Here is a 19,201-nt window from a genome sequence, read left to right on the forward strand (position 1 = left end):
ACTCAAGGAGGTCCGCCGTGTCCATCACTGCCCCGCAAGGCTTCATTGCCGCCGCCGGCGCCGCCGGCATTAAGCCGTCCGGAAAGTCGGACCTCGCCCTCGTAGTGAACACTGGCCCGCACCACCACGCCGCAGCCACGTTCACCCGTAACAAGATTGTGGCCTCCCCGGTGAAGCTGACCCGCCGCCACATCGCCGACGGTTCCCTTAGCGCGGTCCTGTACAACTCCGGCAACGCCAACGCCTGCAATGGCGCTCAGGGCGACCATGACGCCGCCGAATCCGCTACCCTCGTCGCCGCTGAGCTTGGGTGTGAGGTTTCGGACGTGGCAGTGTGCTCTACCGGGCTCATCGGGGAACCGCTACCGATGGATAAGCTCCGCGCAGCCATCCCCGGGGTTGCCGGCGGGCTTGGCCCCCATGGCGCGGCCGCCGCCGAAGCGATCCTCACCACCGACACCGTGGCCAAGGAGGTCCTCGTCGACGGCGACGGCTTCCTCCTCGGCGGGATGGGCAAGGGTGTGGGAATGATGGCGCCGTCGCTGGCGACCATGCTTGTGTGCCTCACCACGGATGCTGTCGCCAGCCCCCACGCCCTAAACCAGGCCCTCCTCAAGGCCGTGGGGGTAACCTTCAACACCCTCGACATCGACGGATCGACCTCGACGAACGACACGGTGATCATCCTTGCCAGCGGCGCCTCCGGGGTTATGCCCGAGCAGGAGGAATTAGACCGCGTGGTCCTCGCCGCGTGCGAGAACCTGGCTGCGCAGATGCAGGCGGATGCCGAAGGCGTCACCAAGCGAGTCACCATCACCGTGGAGGGCGCCCGCACCGACGCTGACGCCCTGAATGCCGCGAGAGTTTTGGGGCGCGACAACCTTTTCAAGTGCGCCATGTTCGGTTCCGATCCCAACTGGGGCCGCGTTCTGGCCGCCATCGGCATGGCCGAGGCTGAGTTGGACCCGGATGGCATCGACGTCTACTTCAATGACGAGGCGGTCTGCCTCGGCTCGGCCGGCACCCCCAACGCCCGCTCGGTCGATCTCTCCGGCACCGATATCGCCGTGCGCGTGAACCTCGGTACCGGTGGCGCCGGCACCGCCGTGGTGCGCACGACCGACCTTTCCCACGCCTACGTCGAGATCAACTCCGCCTACTCCAGCTAGCACTGACCGGAAAAGAGCCACCGTGAACGCTTCCTCACACCACATCGTTCAGCATCTCACGAGCGAGATGCGGGCCCACGTCCTCGCTGAGGCGCTGCCCTGGCTGCAGCACTTCCGAGACAAGATTGTCGTGGTGAAATATGGCGGAAACGCCATGGTCGACGAGAAGCTCAAGGCGGCTTTCGCTGCCGATATGGTGTTCCTGCGTACCGTCGGCGCGAAACCGGTGGTGGTCCACGGCGGGGGCCCGCAGATCAGCTCCATGCTCAAGCGGTTGGGGATCGACGGCGAGTTCCAAGGCGGCTTCCGCGTCACCACGCCGGAGGTTATGGACGTCGTGCGCATGGTGTTGCTGGGGCAGGTCGGCCGCGAGTTGGTCAACCTCATGAATACCTACGGGCCCTATGCCGTCGGTTGCTCTGGAGAGGACGCCAATCTCTTTCAGGCGCGCAAACGCTACGTTGAGGTGGGCGGGACACCGACGGACATCGGCCTGGTCGGCGACATCGTCGGCGTGAACCCGGAGAGCATCGAATCCCTCATAGCTGCCGGCCGGGTGCCCGTCATCTGCGGTATCGCACCGGATGAGGACGGCCAAGTCTATAACATCAACGCCGACACGGCGGCCGCCGCTATCGCTACCGGACTGGGCGCTGAACGCTTGGTCATGCTCACCAACATCGAAGGCCTGTACACCGATTGGCCGAACCGCGACTCTCTGGTGTCCAAAATCGAGGCCTCTGAGCTGGCCAAGCTCGTTCCGGGACTGGACTCCGGCATGATCCCCAAGATGGAAGCATGCCTGTCGGCGGTTAACTCCGGCGTCAAGGCGGCCCACGTTATCGATGGGCGCATACCGCATTCCGTGCTGCTGGAGCTGTTGACGATGGGCGGCATCGGCACCATGGTGCTGCCAGACCACTATGACCGCGCGAACTACCCGCTCGGCACCGTGTTCAGGAAGGACGACGAAGACTAATGAACCCCGCACCCACCGCGCACGCCCAGTGGCCGGAGGTCATGATGAACACCTACGGGCACCCGCGGCTGAGCATCGTCGACGCGTCTGGATCGACGCTCATCGGTAGCGACGGCGCTACCTACCTCGATCTCCTGGCAGGTATTGCCGTCAACAGCCTCGGGTATGGTCACCCGGCCATCGTCGAGGCGGTCACCCAGCAGGTGTCCTCCTTCGCGCACGTGTCGAACCTCTTCGTCTCCGCACCGGCGGTCGCCGTGGCGGCCCAACTCAAGGAGCGCCTCGGCGCCGGGGAAAGCACCCGTGTCTTCTTTGGCAATTCCGGAGCCGAGGCCAACGAGGCCGCGTTCAAGCTTGCCCGCTTGACTGGCCGGCGGCGGATCCTCGCTGCGGAGCATGGCTTCCACGGCCGCACGATGGGCGCCCTAGCGCTGACTGGCCAACCCGCCAAGCGGGCGGCCTTCGAACCGATGCCCGCTGGAGTGGAGTTCTTTCCTTATGGAGACATCGACTCCCTGCACGCCCTGGTCGCCGAAGCGGCCGAGGACGTCGCCGCGATCATCCTCGAACCCATCCAGGGCGAAACCGGCGTCATCCCGGCCCCGGCCGGGTTCCTGGCCGACGTTCGCCGCCTGTGCGACGCGAACGGCATCCTCATGATCGTCGACGAAGTGCAAACCGGCGTGGGACGCACCGGCACGTTCTTCGCCCACCAGGCAGAACCCGGCGTCATCCCAGACGTTGTCACCATGGCCAAGGGGCTCGGCGGTGGTCTGCCCATCGGTGCCTGCGTGGCCACCGGTCGGGCAGCGTCACTCTTTACTCCCGGCTCCCACGGCACCACCTTTGGCGGCAACCCGGTCGCCTGCGCCGCCGCGACGGCGGTGCTCAGCGTCGTCGACGAGCAGTTCTGCTCCGACGTCGCTACCAAGGGGCGCCGATGGGCGCAGCAGCTACGCGAGATCGACGGCGTGACCGACGTCCGCGGACGCGGCCTCATGCTCGGCCTCGTTCTGGATACCCCGTGCGCGAAGCAGGCCGTACACGCAGGCTTGGACCACGGCGTCATCCTCAACGCACCGGCAGACAACGTCCTCAGGCTCACCCCGCCGTTGGTTATCACCGCCGCTGAGCTCGACGAGGCGACCGCCAGAATCGCCGCCACCCTGCACGACGTTCGTCCCCTAAACGCCTAGTCACGAGAGGTTTTCCCACGTTATGACCGTCATCAACAACGTTCGCCACTTCTTGGCCGACGATGACCTCACCCCCGCTGAACAGGCAGAAGTGCTCACCCTCGCTGCCGAGCTTAAGAAGGCGCCACTGAGCCGTCGTCCTCTCGAAGGTCCGCAGTCCGTGGCCGTGCTCTTCGACAAGACGTCAACGCGCACTCGCTTCTCCTTCGAAGCTCTCATCGCCCATCTTGGCGGGCACCCCATCGTCGTCGACTCCGGCTCCTCACAGCTGGGCAAGGGTGAGACCATTCAGGACACCGGAGCGGTACTGTCGCGCTACGTCAAGGCCATCGTGTGGCGAACCTATGCCCAGCGCAATCTGACCGACCTGGCGGAGACGGCCACTGTCCCCATCATCAATGCGCTGACCGACGATTTGCACCCCTGCCAAATCCTCGCTGACCTGCAGACCTGCGTGGAAAACCTGTGCCCAGAACAGGGCCCGGCTGGCCTGGTGGGGCGCAAGGCCGTCTACCTCGGCGACGGCGATAACAACATGGCCAACTCTTACATGCTCGGCTTCGCCACTGCCGGGATGGATATCTCCATCATTGCCCCGGCTGGTTTCCACCCCCGCGCCGAGTTCGTCGAGCGAGCCCGGGCCCGTGGCGCCCTCACCGGCGCGACGGTGACCGTTACCGCCGACGTGGCCGAGGTCGCCGGCGCCGACGTCGTCATCACCGACACGTGGGTGTCCATGGGGCAGGAGAACGACGGCAAGGACCGCCGCACCCCGTTTATGCCTTACCAAGTCACCGAGGAGATCATGCAGCGCGCCGGCGCGCAGGCAATCTTCCTGCACTGCCTGCCGGCCTACCGGGGCAACGAGGTCACAGCGGAGGTTATTGACGGCCCGGCCTCCCGAGTGTTCGACGAGGCCGAAAACCGCCTGCACGCGCAGAAGGCCCTCCTGGTCTGGCTGCTGGCCAACCAGCCGTCGTCCTAGCCCCGTCCCGCCGCGCCCCTCAAGAGGAGAGCACCCGCCATGGCCACCACCGTCACCAGAGCAGCCCGTCAGGGCACGATCACCGAGATCCTCCACCACGAGCGCATATCCTCCCAAGCGGAGTTGCTCGACCGCCTGCGCGACGCCGGCATCGCCGTCACCCAAGCCACGCTGTCTCGTGACCTCGACGAGTTGGGCGCCCGGAAGGTCCGGCCCGGAGACGGGCCGCCTTTCTACACTCTCAGCCCGGAGGAAGCCGCGATGGCCGCATTGGGTGTCCGTGAGCGGCTGCGCCGTCACCTCGACGAGCTCGTCGTCGCCGTCGACAGTTCCTATAACACTGCCGTGGTGCGCACTCCACCGGGGGCGGCCCAGTTCTTGGCAAGCCACATTGACCGCGCCGGGCTTGAAGAAGTCGTCGGCTGCATCGCCGGCGATGACACCATCTTCCTGCTGGCGCGGGAGCCGATGTCGGGGCATGACCTGGCCGTTTCCCTGGCCCCGAAGGGAACGACCCCGCGGCTACGGGGCAGTAGCGAATAACTGTAGTATTTCATCCGATTGCACCGAAGATCCTTAAAGGAGAATTTTCATGACTGCACGCGTCGTGCTTGCCTACTCGGGTGGGCTGGACACCACCGTTGCCATCTCGTACTTGGCGAAGATGACCGGCGGTGAAGTCGTTGCCGTGTCCCTGGACCTGGGGCAGGGCGGAGAGGACATGGAGTCTGTCCGCCAGCGCGCCCTCGACGCCGGCGCAGTGGAATCCGTCGTTGTCGACGCCCGCGAGGAATTCGCCAACGACTACTGCGTGCCCACCATCAAGGCCAACGGCCTGTACATGGGGCAGTACCCGCTGGTCTCCGCGATTTCCCGCCCGCTGATCACCAAGCACCTCGTTCAGGCTGCGAAGGACCACGGCGGAACCCACGTCTCCCACGGATGCACCGGCAAGGGCAATGACCAGGTCCGCTTCGAGGTGTCCTTCATGAGCCTCGCGCCCGAGCTGGAAATCATCGCCCCGGCGCGCGACTACGCCTGGACCCGCGACAAGGCCATTGCCTTCGCTGAGGAAAACAACATCCCGATCGAGCAGTCGAAGTCCTCGCCGTTCTCCATCGACCAGAACGTGTTCGGCCGCGCGGTGGAAACCGGCTTCCTGGAGGACCTGTGGAACCCGCCGACCAAGGACCTCTACGCATACACCGAGGACCCGGCCCTGGGCAACGCCCCGGACGAGATCATCATCTCCTTCGAAGCCGGCGTCCCGGTGGCCATCGACGGCCGCAAGGTGACCCCGCTGGAAGCCATCGAGGAGCTCAACCGCCGCGCTGGCGCCCAGGGCATCGGCCGGCTGGACATGGTGGAGGACCGCCTGGTGGGCATCAAGTCCCGTGAGGTCTACGAGGCGCCGGGCGCCGTCGCCCTCATCACCGCCCACAAGGCCCTCGAAGACGTCACCCTGGAGCGTGAGCAGGCCCGTTACAAGCGGCTCATTGACGCTCGCTGGTCCGAGGAGGTCTACGACGGCCTGTGGTACGGCCCGCTCAAGCGCTCCCTGGACGCGTTCATCGAGGACACTCAGGCTCACGTCACCGGCGATATTCGGATGGTGCTGCACGCCGGCAAGGCCGTCGTCAACGGCCGCCGCTCCGAGCAGTCCCTCTACGACTTCAACCTGGCTACCTACGACACCGGCGACACCTTCGACCAGACCCTGGCCAAGGGCTTCGTCCAGCTCCACGGTCTGTCCTCCAAGATCGCTAACCGCCGCGACCGCCAGTTCGGCGAATCCTAACCGGCATCTCCACCAGTCACCCGTCGAAGTCAGGAAGGCTCTCGTCCATGTCCACCTTTGAAAAGCACGCCACCAATGACGGTGCCCTGTGGGGCGGCCGCTTCGCCGGGGGCCCCTCCGAGGCCATGTTTGCGTTGAGCGTCTCCACCCATTTCGACTGGGTGCTCGCGCCGTACGACGTTCTAGCGTCGCAGGCGCACGCGAAGGTGCTGCATGGCGCTGGACTGCTCAGCGACGATGACCTCGCCACCATGCTTGACGGGCTGGAACGCCTGGGCGACGATGTCGCCAGCGGTGCCTTCACTCCCGCCCCCGGGGATGAGGACGTTCACGGGGCGATGGAGCGAGGCCTCATCGAGCGCGTCGGACCCGAGGTCGGCGGCCGGCTCCGCGCTGGGCGCTCCCGGAATGACCAGGTGGCTACACTGTTTCGGATGTGGCTGCGCGACGCCATCCGCGACACCGCCGCCGATATCACGGACCTTATCGACGCGCTCGCAACCCAGGCTAAGCAGCACCCGGACGCGATCATGCCGGGTAAGACGCACTCGCAAGCCGCGCAACCGATCCTGCTGGCCCACGAGCTGCTGGGCCACGCCCACCCGCTGCTGCGGGACTGCGAGCGACTCCGTGACCTGGATAAGCGTCTCGCCGTGTCGCCCTACGGATCGGGTGCTCTGGCCGGTTCTTCGCTCGCCCTCGACCCGGAGGCTATCGCTGAGGAGCTCGGCTTCGATTCGGCGTGTGACAACTCCTTGGACGGCACCGCGTCCCGTGACTTTGCCGCCGAGGCAGCCTATGTGCTAGCACAGACCGCGGTGGATATGTCGCGGTTGGCGGAGGAGATCATCTATTGGGTGACTCCGGAATTCGGCTACGCGACGCTTGACGACGCCTGGTCGACGGGGTCGTCGATCATGCCGCAGAAGAAGAACCCGGACATCGCCGAGCTCACACGTGGCAAGACCGGCCGGCTTATCGGCAATCTTGCCGGGCTGCTCGCCACCCTCAAGGCGATGCCCCTGGCTTACAACCGCGACCTTCAGGAGGACAAGGAGCCGGTCATCGATTCGGTGGCCCAGTTGCGCCTGCTCCTGCCAGCCATGACCGGCCTGGTGGCTACGTTGACGTTTAACCCCGAACGGCTGCTGGAGCTGGCCCCGGCGGGATACACGCTGGCTACTGACCTGGCTGAGTGGATGGTTCGGCACGGAGTTCCCTTCCGAGAGGCACACGAAGCCTCGGGTTCGGCGGTGCGGATCGCCGAGGCCCGCGGGGTGGGTCTCGACGAACTGACCGACGAAGAACTGCGCAGCGTCGACGCCCGGCTCACCCCCGACGTCCGCGAGGTGCTCACCGTGGAGGGGGCCGTATCCTCCCGTGCAACCCGGGGCGGCACCGCCGGTGTCCGGGTAGCGGAGCAACGCGACCGCGTCGTAGCCGCGGCGGCCGAGCATCGTCGCTGGGCGCAGGCCCCTGTTCGTCCGTCCAAGAAATAGCCCGAGTACCGAGCGAAAAGGCTGCTGCCCGTTTACTGTTAAGGCATGAACTCGCAGCAGCGCGAAGGCCGAGGTTCGTGCGTTTCGATCCTGATCGGGGTCATCCTCATCGCTGTCGCGGTAGCCGCCATTGTGTTCGGCACCGGGCAGCGTTTTTTACCTTTCTCGAAGCACTCGTCCCCGCTCGGTGACGATGACGTCGTCCAAGGGATTATCGGTTCGGAAAAAGCCCCTTTCTTCGACGACCCGCGGGTCGTCGATGCCTTGGCCGATGAGGGCCTGAGGGTGGAATTTACTACCGCCGGATCCCGCAGCATGGCGGAGAAAGACCTGGCAAACTACGACTTCGCGTTTCCATCGTCGTCCCCGACCGCGGATAGGATCAGCGAGGCCATGCCGGATAACCTCGGCTCGGTCACCCCGTTCTACTCGCCCATGGCGGTAGCGACCTTTGAACCGATCCTGCAGGCCCTTCAGGGCGCTGGAGCGGCCCGGCGCGAGGGCGAGCATTGGTACATCGACGTCGCCGCCTTCATGGAACTCAACGCCGCGCGCACACGCTGGCGCGACGTGGCGCCCGACTATCCCAATCCCCGCATCGTTCAGATAGCCTCCACCGACGTCCGCAGCTCCAATTCCGCAGCGATGTACCTGGCCATCGTGTCGTGGGTCGCCAACGGCGGAGCGGTGCCAGGATCGGGGGAGGTTCTGGCGACCGTGGACCGGGTGCGCCCACTGTTCGTCGAGCAGGGGTATACGGAACGATCCTCCGCAGGTCCCTTCGGCGATTACCTATCTCAGGGCATCGGCTCGAAACCGATGGTCATGGTGTATGAAGCCCAGTTCCTGGGGGAGGCGATGAGCAAGGATTCCCGCATCCGTGAGGACATGGTGCTGGCTTATCCGGATCCCACGGTGCATAGCAACCACACCCTCGTCGCGCTGACTGAATCGGGGCGGAGGCTAGCCGACGTGCTCAATGACGATCCGGAATTGCAGCAGCTCGCGGCCGAGCATGGATTCCGGCCCCATGACCCGGCTCTCTTCGCCGAGGTACTGGGCAAGAAGGGCGTCGAGCCGCCGCCAGAGTTCTTGCCAGCGGTGGATCCGCCGGCCTTTGCCACGTTGGAGAAACTTATTGAGGGGGTCGGCATGCACTACGCGACGGCGGCCCCGCCTGAGGAAGGGGAGCAGCAGTGATGACCCGACGACTGGTTGCATTGTGGTTGGTTATCGTCGGCAGCGTGCTCGTTGCCTGCGGTGGCACCACCGACGCCATCGACTCCGCCATCGACTCGGCGAGGGGTGGCCCTGCCAGTCCTGGGGGCACGCTGAAAATCGTCGCCGCCACCGAATTGACCGATCTTAAAGAGGTCATCGAAGGAGAAGCCGCCCGGGACCTGGGCTTTGATATCGTCATGGAGTTCCCCGGCGGAACACTGAAGAATTCCCAGCTTCTCAAGGACGGCCAACTGGGCGACGCTGGCGCCACCTGGTTTGCCACGAATCGGTACGTCGACCTCATCGGGGCCCGCGATGCACTCGCCGACGAGTACTCCACCGCCACCTCACCCGTCGCCTTCGGCATCTCCGAAGCGAAGGCTCGCGAGCTTGGTTGGGTAAACCAGGCCCCGACCTGGCTGGAGATCGCCGATGCCGCCGAAGGCGGGCGGTTCACTTTCGGTATGACCGATCCCAGCGAGTCCAACTCGGGGTTCTCGGCGCTGGTCTCCGTGGCTACCGCCATAGCCGATACCGGGGCCGCGCTTACCGTCGCCGACATCCAGCGAATCGCCCCCAACTTGCAGCGCTTCTTTGCCGGCCAGACTATGTCCTCCGGGTCTTCCGGATGGTTGGCCGAGACCTTCCTCACCGAGCCTGGGCGCGTCGACGCGATCATCAACTACGAATCAGTGCTGCACAGCATGCGTGAGTCCGGAGCGGACATTCACGTCATTGTCCCTAGCGATGGTGTGGTCTCCGCTGACTACCCGCTGTCGACGATTGCCGGTCCGGACAATGCGGAGGACCGGCAGCGCGTCGAGCTCCTGGCCAATTGGATTGCCGATCACCCCGACGTCGTCGCGGACAGCTACCGGCGCCCCATCGACCCGAAAGCACACCTGGCCGAAGGGCTGAGCACTCAGACGCTCATCGAACTGCCTACCCCCGGCGATAGCGCGGTCACTGAGGCGCTACTGGCGGCGTACCAGCACCAGCTGCGCAAACCCGGCGACACGGCGTATGTTCTGGACACCTCGGGATCTATGTCCGGCGAGCGCATGGCGGCCTTGCAGGCGACGATGCAGTCGCTCATCGACGGCACTGCCGCCACTGCGACCGCCAAAGTGGGACTGCGGGAGCGAGAATCCGTCGTCCTGCTGCCCTTTGCCGATACCCCGGCCCAGCCCACGGCCGTCACCATTGGCGCCGATGGAGCAGGTCGCGCTGATCTGGCATCGGCCGTCGCCAGCCTTGTTGCCTACGGCGACACCGCGCTCTACGACACCCTGGAGCTGGCCTACGAGCACGTCTCCGCCGATGGGTCGACCATTCCCTCGATTGTGCTCATGAGCGACGGCGAGGTCACCGTCGGAGACGGCCTGGCGGAGTTTGAACAATTCCACGCCCAGCTACCACCGGCGCAGCAACAGATCCCGGTCTTCGTCATCCTCTACGGCGAAAGTAACGCCGCGGAAATGAACCGCATCGCGGAGCTGACCGGCGGAAAGGTCTTCGACGCGCTCAACGGAGACTTAGCCCAGGCATTTGGGGAGATCCGTGGATACCAATAAAAAGACCAGGTTCTTTACCTCCCGGCGCAACCTCGTCGGCATGCTCCTCGCCATCGGCGTCATCGTCGCCCATCTCATCCTTGGGTTGGGCTCGCTGTGGTTTATCGCCGCTGCCGCCGCCTATGGCGCCGGAGTGGCTCTTACTCCGCCTGCACAGCAGCAGCGCCCACAGGCACTGCCACCCGCCGGCCCGGCCGAACTGCACCAGAAATTCATGAGCATTGAGCGCAGCCTCTACGGTCGGGCACTGCCGGATCCCATCGCAATCCAGCTGCGACGCATCCGAGAGGAACTCACCCGGCTCCTCCCACGCTGGGAGGACCTGGCAGATGTCCCGGAGCGGCGCGAGGCGCTGCGAGGGATCATCCAGGTACATTTGCCGACAATCACCGAGGGCTACCTGCGGGTCCCCAACCCGAACGATCCCCGGGCCGTCGCTCAGGTCGACGACGCCCTGGCCCTGCTCGTCAACTACCTCGAAGAGACGAATCAGGCCATCGTCGATAACACTCTCATGGATCTGGAGGACGCAACCCGCGCGACACAGCTCCAATTCGGTCCGACCTCGCTGCCGGGCGTTGCTTTGATTGTTCCGCCCGATGACGAGCCAGGTCCGCCGCAGCGCTAGAGTTGAAACCATGACTCTTGACCCGCAATTGCTTGAGGTGTTGGTGTGCCCGCAGGATCATGGTCCGCTGCGATATCTGGACCAGCAGCAGGTACTTGTCAATGACCGGCTCGGCATTGCGTATCGGATCGACGACGGAATTCCCGTCATGCTCATCGACGAAGCCCAACCGTGGCCGGCCAACGCCGCGGACACCGATCAGGAGGATTAATTCATGAACATCATCGACGAGCTCCAGTGGCGTGGGCTCATTAACCAGTCCACGGACCTCGACGCCTTGCGCGAAGCCTGCGAAAACCCCATTACCCTGTACTGCGGCTTCGACCCCACGGGTAATTCGCTTCACGCCGGGCACCTGGTGCCGATGATCATGCTGCGCCGGTTCCAGGAGTTCGGCCACCGGCCGCTGACCCTGGCAGGCGGGGCGACCGGACTGATCGGCGATCCGCGCGACGTCGGCGAGCGGTCCATGCTCTCTGAGGATGTGATGGTCGACAACCTCGCTGCCATCCAGCAGCAGTTGCGGTCCTTCGTGGACTTCGACGACGCCCGGCCCAACCATGCGGTGATGGTCAACAACGCCGACTGGGTGAACCAGATGAACGTCATCGAATTCCTCCGTGACGTGGGCAAGAATTTCTCCTTGAACACGATGCTCGACCGGGACACCGTCAAGCGACGCCTGGAGAGCGATGGTATCTCCTACACCGAGTTCTCCTACATGCTTCTGCAGGCGAACGACTACGTCCACCTGCACCGCACCTACGACTGCGTACTGCAGATCGGCGGTGGCGACCAGTGGGGCAACATCGTCTCCGGCGTGGACCTCAACCGCCGAGTTAACTCGGCGAAGGTCCACGGCATGACCGTGCCGTTGGTCACCGATGCCGAAGGCAACAAGTTCGGCAAGTCTACCGGTGGCGGAAAGCTCTGGCTGGATCCCGAGCAGACCTCCCCTTACGCCTGGTACCAATACTTCATCAACGCAGGCGACTCGGTGGTCATCAACTACCTCAAGTGGTTTACCTTCCTCACCCAGGAAGAGATCGCCGAGTACGAGACGGCCGTAGCCGAACGCCCCTTCAAGCGCGAGGCCCAGCGTCGACTTGCCCAGGAGATGACGACCCTGGTCCACGGGTCCGAGGCGACCGCGGCCGTCGAACTGGCCTCACAGGCACTGTTTGGCAAGGCGCAGCTCAGCGACCTTGACGAGAAAACTCTCGCGTCCGCGCTCTCGGAAACCTCCGTTTATGAGGTGAAGGCGGGGGAGCAGGCAAGCATCGTTGACATCCTCGTGGGAGCCGGCCTGGCGAAGTCCAAGGGCGAGGCTCGTCGCTCCATCAAGGAAGGCGGCGCCTACGTCAACAACGAGCGCGTGTCCGACGAGGAATGGACGCCGCAGCCGGAGAACCTACTGCATAACCGCTGGCTGGTTCTACGCAAGGGCAAGAAGAATTTTGCCGGGGTGCGGTTCGACGCCTCCTAGCCGACGGCTTGCCTTGGTCGGGGGCTAAGACCGGGGCAAGGGCTAGGAAGCAGCGATGCTGTACCCGTTGCTTTGTTCTAATCGGTTGAAGCCACGATGACCTCGACGCCCAACGCGTCGAGGGAGTCGCAGAGTTCTTCCGGAGTGCCGTCATCCGTAATCACCGTGTCGACTTCCGGCCATGATGCGAACTGAGACAAGCCCCTAAGCTGCCACTTTGAGGAATCAATGACAGCGACGACGCGTCGAGCCGTGCGGATCAAGCCCCGGTTCGTCTCCGCCTCGTTGAGATTCGGAGTCATCAAACCCCGCTGAAGATGAGCGCCGTGGGCTCCGATAAACAGCGTGTTGACGTTGAGATCCGACAGAGTGGCATTGGCAACCGAGCCGACTAGAGCGCCGGTGGGGGTCCGTTGCCCGCCAGTCAGGATCACCGAGGGGCCATTCTCACCTTCGTAGAGTTGGTCGGCGACGAACAAGGAATTCGTGACGACGGTGAGGTCGCGAACGTCGCGAATTCTTTCAGCCACCGCAGTGCACGTGGAACCGCCGGAGAAGGCGATCGTCATCCCCGAATGAACCAGCTCTGCGGCAGCAGAGGCGATAGCTTCCTTCTGGGCACGATTGAGCAGCTGTTTGATCTCATACTTGGGCTCGCCTGAGAAGTCGATGGAGGTGGCACCTCCATGAACTTTGATGAGAGACCGAGCCTGCGCCAGATCGTAGAGGTCCCTCCGGATGGTCATAGGTGAGACATCGAGTTGAGCCGCTAGCTCCGAGGTCTGAACGGTCCCCTTCGAGCGCAGCTCTCCAAGAATCCATTTGTGCCTTTCGGTAGCCAGCATCCGGTAGCTCCTTTCCTGGTAGATCAACCTTCCCACCAGTCTATCGGGTGAACGTTACTGCTGAGACAGATGGTGAGGAACGTGACTGACTAGCGATCGATTCGGGGTAGTTGCCGCGAAAGATGCCTTCTGGCCTGGGGTTTTGTGTTGTTGGTGGGGTGTGTGTAGATTCTTGGGAGTCGCCGAGGCTGCTGGTTGTTGCTGGTTGGTTTCGGTGGTGGGGATGGTCTGGTTTTGACTTCTGTGTGGGGTTGTTGCTAGGGTGTCTTCTTGCTGCTTGGGTGGCTGGCCTGTTGTGGGTTGGTTGTGTGGGTGGCGTGTGTTGTGTGAGAACTCAATAGTGTGTCAACTACTTGAATTTTTTTGTTGTCACTGTCCAGTATCACTGGCCTGTTGTGGGTTGGTGGTGTGGGTGATGGTTGCTGGTTGTGGTTGCGTGTGCCCGGCACCTTGGTTCCCTGCTGTTGGCGGGGGTGGGGTGTTGTGCGTGGGTGATTGATGGCTGGTGATTGTTGCCTTCCCTTTGCTGCTTTGTTGTGGTGGGGGTTGGTTGTTGCGTGGTTGTGGTGGTTTTTCCTCGTCGGATGTGCCTGGCTGCGTGATGTAATCAGTGGTTGTTTTTTGTTCATGTAATTTTTTGGATTTTTTGTCAGTGTTTGGGCTCTTTCGCCTTGAAACATGATTGTTTTTTGTGGAGAGTTTGATCCTGGCTCAGGATGAACGCTGGCGGCGTGCTTAACACATGCAAGTCGAACGGAAAGGCCCTGCTTGCAGGGTGCTCGAGTGGCGAACGGGTGAGTAACACGTGAGTGATCTGCCTTGTACTTCGGGATAAGCTTGGGAAACTGGGTCTAATACCGGATAGGACCATGCTGTTGGGTGTGGTGGAAAGATGTTTTTTGGTGCAAGATGAGCTCGCGGCCTATCAGCTTGTTGGTGGGGTAATGGCCTACCAAGGCGTCGACGGGTAGCCGGCCTGAGAGGGTGTACGGCCACATTGGGACTGAGATACGGCCCAGACTCCTACGGGAGGCAGCAGTGGGGAATATTGCACAATGGGCGCAAGCCTGATGCAGCGACGCCGCGTGGGGGATGACGGCCTTCGGGTTGTAAACTCCTTTCGCTAGGGACGAAGCCTTTTGGGGTGACGGTACCTGGAGAAGAAGCACCGGCTAACTACGTGCCAGCAGCCGCGGTAATACGTAGGGTGCGAGCGTTGTCCGGAATTACTGGGCGTAAAGAGCTCGTAGGTGGTTTGTCGCGTCACGTGTGAAATTCTGTGGCTTAACCATGGTCGTGCATGTGATACGGGCAATACTTGAGTGCTGTAGGGGAGACTGGAATTCCTGGTGTAGCGGTGAAATGCGCAGATATCAGGAGGAACACCGATGGCGAAGGCAGGTCTCTGGGCAGTTACTGACGCTGAGGAGCGAAAGCATGGGTAGCGAACCGGATTAGATACCCGGGTAGTCCATGCTGTAAACGGTGGGCGCTAGGTGTGAGGATCTTTTCACGATTTTTGTGCCGTAGCTAACGCATTAAGCGCCCCGCCTGGGGAGTACGGCCGCAAGGCTAAAACTCAAAGGAATTGACGGGGGCCCGCACAAGCGGCGGAGCATGTGGATTAATTCGATGCAACGCGAAGAACCTTACCTGGGCTTGACATGCACTGGATCGGCGCAGAGATGTGTTTTCCCTTTGTGGCTGGTGTACAGGTGGTGCATGGTTGTCGTCAGCTCGTGTCGTGAGATGTTGGGTTAAGTCCCGCAACGAGCGCAACCCTTGTCTTATGTTGCCAGCACGTGATGGTGGGGACTCATGAGAGACTGCCGGGGTTAACTCGGAGGAAGGTGGGGATGACGTCAAATCATCATGCCCCTTATGTCCAGGGCTTCACACATGCTACAATGGTCGGTACACTGCGTTGCGATATCGTGAGGTGGAGCTAATCGCGTAAAGCCGGTCGTAGTTCGGATTGGGGTCTGCAACTCGACCCCATGAAGTCGGAGTCGCTAGTAATCGTAGATCAGCAATGCTGCGGTGAATACGTTCCCGGGCCTTGTACACACCGCCCGTCACGTCATGAAAGTTGGTAACACCCGAAGCCCATGGCCTAACCACCGTTTGGTGGGGGGAGTGGTCGAAGGTGGGATCGGCGATTGGGACGAAGTCGTAACAAGGTAGCCGTACCGGAAGGTGCGGCTGGATCACCTCCTTTCTAAGGAGTTTAGTTAATTTTTTTCTCGCCCCTGAAGGTTGCCTGGTTGGGTGCCTGGGGGGCAGGGGGTTGGTTGATGGTGTCACTATTGGTGGTGGTGCCGCGCTGGCCTGGTTGTTATTTTTTGGCGTGTGAAGACACGTGACGAGTCATGGTTGGTGGCTTTTCACCCTGGTGGGTGGTGGCAGTGAAAAGTTTTTTTAAGTGGTTGGTGCATTGTTGGGTGTCTGGGACAGCACTGTTGTTCCTTTTAGCATCTTAGGCTGGCGGTCATCGCGTACGTTGTGTGTGGTGGTTGTTGTCTGGGGTGTGGTGTTGTGTGAGAACTGTATAGTGGACGCGATATTTTTTTCGCCCTCATGTGTGTGTGCATGTGGGGGTGGGCAATTTTTTCTGTTTGTTCTTAGTGTTTTTTGCTTGTGTGTGTGTTGTGTTTGTTCGTTTATGGGCACACGGTGGATGCCTGGGCATGTTGAGCCGATGAAGGACGTGTGAGTCTGCGTTAAGCCTTGGGGAGTTGGCAACTAAGCGTTGATCCGAGGATGTCCGAATGGGGTAACCCTGCACGCGTTGTGGTGTGTAACCGCCAGGTGAATGTATAGTCTGGTTGGGGGTGACGCGGGGAAGTGAAACATCTCAGTACCCGTAGGAAGAGAAAATAATAATGATTCTGCTAGTAGTGGCGAGCGAACGTGGATGAGGCTAAAGCATGTGCGTGTGATACCTGGGTAGGGGTTGCGTGTGTGTTGTTGTGGGGTGTGTGCGTGTGGCGGCTACCTGACGCTGCGCGGTGTGTGCGATGTGAGTGGAAGTGGTCTGGAGTGGCCTGCCGTAGAGGGTGATGAGTCCCGTACATGGTTGCATCGTTATCATGCTGTTGTGCATGTCCCCGAGTAGCAGTGGGCTCGTGGAATCTGCTGTGAATCTGCCGGGACCACCCGGTAAGCCTAAATACTTGACATGACCGATAGTGGATGTAGTACCGTGAGGGAATGGTGAAAAGTACCCCGGGAGGGGAGTGAAATAGTTCCTGAAACCGTGTGTTTACAATCCGTCAGAGCCTTGCTTGTGTGGGGCGATGGCGTGCCTTTTGAAGAATGAGCCTGCGAGTCAGCGGCATGTCGCGAGGTTAACCCGTGTGGGGTAGTCGTAGCGAAAGCGAATCCTAATTGGGTGTTGTAGTGGCATGTTCTGGACCCGAAGCGGGGTGATCTACCCATGGCCAGTGTGAAGCAGCTGTAAGAGGTTGTGGAGGCGCGAACCCACTTAGGTTGAAAACTGAGGGGATGAGTTGTGGGTAGGGGTGAAAGGCTAATCAAACTCCGTGATAGCTGGTTCTCCCCGAAATGCATTTAGGTGCAGCGTTGTGTGTGCTTGCCGGAGGTAGAGCTACTGGTTGGTTGAGCGGGACTACAATCTTAGTGATGTCAGCCAAACTCCGAATGCCGGTGAAGTGTAGCATGGCAGTGAGACTGTGGGGGATAAGCTTCATAGTCGAGAGGGAAACAGCCCAGATCGTCGGCTAAGGCCCCTAAGGGTGTACTAAGTGGAAAAGGATGTGTGATCGCGATGACAGCCAGGAGGTTGGCTTAGAAGCAGCCATCCTTGAAAGAGTGCGTAATAGCTCACTGGTCGAGTGGTTGTGCGCCGACAATGTAGTGGGGCTCAAGTACACCGCCGAAGCCACGGCAACCAACGTTGGTTGGTTGGGTAGGGGAGCGTCGTGCACGTGTGTGAAGCATTACTGTGAGGTGGTGTGGAGTGTGTGCGAGTGAGAATGCAGGCATGAGTAACGAGTGTAAGGTGAGAATCCTTACCGCCGGATGACTAAGGGTTCCTGGGTCAAGTTCGTCTTCCCAGGGTGAGTCGGGGCCTAAGGCGAGGCCGACAGGCGTAGTCGATGGATAACCAGTTGATATTCTGGTACCCGTATATGCGCGACCAATGATGAATCGGTGATACTAACCACCCTGAACACTATCCTGAGTGTCTTCGGATACTTCGGGTGTGTGTGAGGGGTGGGGCCTGAGCTGGTAGTAGTCAAGTGATGGGGTGACGCAGTGTGGTAGCCGCGCCAGGTGTTGGTTTCTGGTGTAAGCGTTCGAGGTTGTGGTGTTGGTGAAATCCGCACCGCGTGTTGACTGAGGCGTGATGCGTAGCCCCTTTGGGGTGATGGTGGTGATCTAGTGCTGTCGAGAAAAGCCTCTAGCGATGTGTGTGTACGGCCCGTACCCTAAACCGACACAGGTGGTCAGGTAGAGAATACTAAGGCGGTCGGGTGAACTGTGGTTAAGGAACTCGGCAAATTAGCCCCGTAACTTCGGGAGAAGGGGTGCCACTGCTGGTGAAAGCTGGTGGTGGTCGCAGTGGATAGAGGGAAGCGACTGTTTATCAAAAACATAGGTCTGTGCGAAGACGTGTAAGTTGATGTATACGGACTGACGCCTGCCCGGTGCTGGAAGGTTAAGAGGACCGGTTAGTGCACTTTGGTGTGCGAAGCTGAGAATTTAAGCCCCAGTAAACGGCGGTGGTAACTATAACCATCCTAAGGTAGCGAAATTCCTTGTCGGGTAAGTTCCGACCTGCACGAATGGCGTAACGACTTCCCTGCTGTCTCAACCACAGGCCCGGTGAAATTGCAGTACGAGTAAAGATGCTCGTTTCGCGCGGCAGGACGAAAAGACCCCGGGACCTTTACTATAGCTTGGTATTGGTGTTTGGTTCGGTTTGTGTAGGATAGGTGGGAGACTGTGAAGCTGTCACGCTAGTGGTGGTGGAGTCGTTGTTGAAATACCACTCTGGTCGGATTGGATACCTTAACCTTGGCCCATGATCTGGGTTGGGGACAGTGCCTGGTGGGTAGTTTAACTGGGGCGGTTGCCTCCTAAATGGTAACGGAGGCGCCCAAAGGTTTCCTCAGCTTGGTTGGTAATCAGGTGGTGAGTGTAAGTGCACAAGGGAGCTTGACTGTGAGAGTGACGGCTCGAGCAGGGACGAAAGTCGGGACTAGTGATCCGGCACCTACTTGTGGATGTGGTGTCGCTCAACGGATAAAAGGTACCCCGGGGATAACAGGCTGATCTTCCCCAAGAGTCCATATCGACGGGATGGTTTGGCACCTCGATGTCGGCTCGTCGCATCCTGGGGCTGGAGTAGGTCCCAAGGGTTGGGCTGTTCGCCCATTAAAGCGGCACGCGAGCTGGGTTCAGAACGTCGTGAGACAGTTCGGTCTCTATCCGCCGCGCGCGTGGAAACTTGAAGAAGGCTGTCCCTAGTACGAGAGGACCGGGATGGACGTACCTCTGGTGTGCCAGTTATCTTGCCTTGGGTAGGGCTGGTTGGCTACGTACGGGAGGGATAACCGCTGAAAGCATCTAAGCGGGAAGCCTGTTTTGAGATGAGGTTTCTTTTGAGGTTCCCTAGTGATGATGGGGTTGATAGGCCAGGGTTGTAAGCATTGTGAGGTGTTGAGGCGACTGGTACTAATTGACCGACTACAAACATGATGTGTTTGCCGCAAGCAAGAGTATGTGCACGTGGAACAGTGTGCAGGAAAAATTTGATTGATGTCGCGTTCGTTATGCAGTGTCTGGCACGGCACCA

General features: G+C 61.2%; 14 protein-coding genes and 2 rRNA genes. 14 read left to right on the plus strand and 2 right to left on the minus strand.

Annotated features, from left to right (window positions below):
* Nucleotides 1-17 precede the first annotated feature (17 nt).
* The 12 genes from argJ to tyrS all read left to right on the plus strand — a co-directional run bounded on the left by argJ (nt 18) and on the right by tyrS (nt 12,535).
* Entirely contained in the window at nt 18-1,169 is a 1,152-nt protein-coding gene (argJ, locus tag CUTER_RS04970) for a bifunctional glutamate N-acetyltransferase/amino-acid acetyltransferase ArgJ (RefSeq protein WP_047259496.1), read from the plus strand.
* A 67-nt stretch (nt 1,170-1,236) separates the two neighbouring features.
* A complete protein-coding gene (argB, locus tag CUTER_RS04975; RefSeq protein WP_047260615.1) occupies nt 1,237-2,148 on the plus strand; it encodes an acetylglutamate kinase in 912 nt (303 codons plus the stop codon).
* Nucleotides 2,148-3,344, plus strand: a complete 1,197-nt coding sequence (locus tag CUTER_RS04980; RefSeq protein WP_047259497.1) for an acetylornithine transaminase — start codon at nt 2,148-2,150, stop codon at nt 3,342-3,344. Before argB ends, CUTER_RS04980 begins: the two co-directional genes overlap by 1 nt.
* 22 nt (nt 3,345-3,366) lie before the next feature.
* Entirely contained in the window at nt 3,367-4,329 is a 963-nt protein-coding gene (gene argF, locus CUTER_RS04985; protein WP_047259498.1) for an ornithine carbamoyltransferase, read from the plus strand.
* 39 nt (nt 4,330-4,368) lie between these two features.
* On the plus strand, nt 4,369-4,872 hold the full coding sequence (locus tag CUTER_RS04990; RefSeq protein ID WP_047259499.1) for an arginine repressor: 504 nt from the start codon (nt 4,369-4,371) through the stop codon (nt 4,870-4,872).
* Between the two features lie 49 nt (nt 4,873-4,921).
* Nucleotides 4,922-6,127 carry an argininosuccinate synthase gene (locus CUTER_RS04995; RefSeq protein ID WP_047259500.1) on the plus strand — a complete coding sequence of 402 codons (1,206 nt, stop codon included), beginning with the start codon at nt 4,922-4,924 and terminating at the stop codon, nt 6,125-6,127.
* Nucleotides 6,128-6,174: 47 nt separating this feature from the next.
* Nucleotides 6,175-7,626: an argininosuccinate lyase gene (argH, locus tag CUTER_RS05000; protein ID WP_047259501.1), complete on the plus strand. Its 1,452-nt coding sequence runs from the start codon at nt 6,175-6,177 to the stop codon at nt 7,624-7,626.
* Nucleotides 7,627-7,671: 45 nt separating this feature from the next.
* On the plus strand, nt 7,672-8,826 hold the full coding sequence (locus CUTER_RS05005) for a hypothetical protein (RefSeq protein ID WP_047259502.1): 1,155 nt from the start codon (nt 7,672-7,674) through the stop codon (nt 8,824-8,826).
* Nucleotides 8,826-10,421: a vWA domain-containing protein gene (locus tag CUTER_RS05010; RefSeq protein ID WP_047259503.1), complete on the plus strand. Its 1,596-nt coding sequence runs from the start codon at nt 8,826-8,828 to the stop codon at nt 10,419-10,421. The genes CUTER_RS05005 and CUTER_RS05010 overlap by 1 nt, the downstream gene beginning before the upstream one ends.
* Entirely contained in the window at nt 10,408-11,049 is a 642-nt protein-coding gene (locus CUTER_RS05015) for a hypothetical protein (protein ID WP_047259504.1), read from the plus strand. Before CUTER_RS05010 ends, CUTER_RS05015 begins: the two co-directional genes overlap by 14 nt.
* 10 nt (nt 11,050-11,059) lie before the next feature.
* Nucleotides 11,060-11,260: a Trm112 family protein gene (locus tag CUTER_RS05020; protein WP_047259505.1), complete on the plus strand. Its 201-nt coding sequence runs from the start codon at nt 11,060-11,062 to the stop codon at nt 11,258-11,260.
* A gap of 3 nt (nt 11,261-11,263) precedes the next feature.
* Nucleotides 11,264-12,535 (plus strand): tyrosine--tRNA ligase, encoded by a 1,272-nt coding sequence (gene tyrS, locus CUTER_RS05025; RefSeq protein ID WP_047259506.1) that lies wholly within the window; start codon nt 11,264-11,266, stop codon nt 12,533-12,535.
* Nucleotides 12,536-12,612: 77 nt separating this feature from the next.
* Here tyrS and CUTER_RS05030 read toward each other — a convergent pair whose 3' ends face one another.
* A complete protein-coding gene (locus CUTER_RS05030; protein ID WP_047259507.1) occupies nt 12,613-13,380 on the minus strand; it encodes a DeoR/GlpR family DNA-binding transcription regulator in 768 nt (255 codons plus the stop codon).
* Nucleotides 13,381-13,637: 257 nt separating this feature from the next.
* Nucleotides 13,638-14,060 (minus strand): hypothetical protein, encoded by a 423-nt coding sequence (locus CUTER_RS11590; RefSeq protein WP_144412264.1) that lies wholly within the window; start codon nt 14,058-14,060, stop codon nt 13,638-13,640.
* A gap of 8 nt (nt 14,061-14,068) precedes the next feature.
* On the opposite strand from CUTER_RS11590, the gene CUTER_RS05035 reads away from it, so the two are divergent.
* A 16S ribosomal RNA gene (locus tag CUTER_RS05035) occupies nt 14,069-15,598 on the plus strand.
* Between the two features lie 430 nt (nt 15,599-16,028).
* Nucleotides 16,029-19,104, plus strand: a 23S ribosomal RNA gene (locus CUTER_RS05040).
* The 16S and 23S rRNA genes sit together here, the layout of an rRNA operon.
* Nucleotides 19,105-19,201 lie beyond the last annotated feature (97 nt).

It is taken from the genome of Corynebacterium uterequi (assembly GCF_001021065.1).
In the GTDB taxonomy this organism is placed as follows: Bacteria; Actinomycetota; Actinomycetes; order Mycobacteriales; family Mycobacteriaceae; genus Corynebacterium; species Corynebacterium uterequi.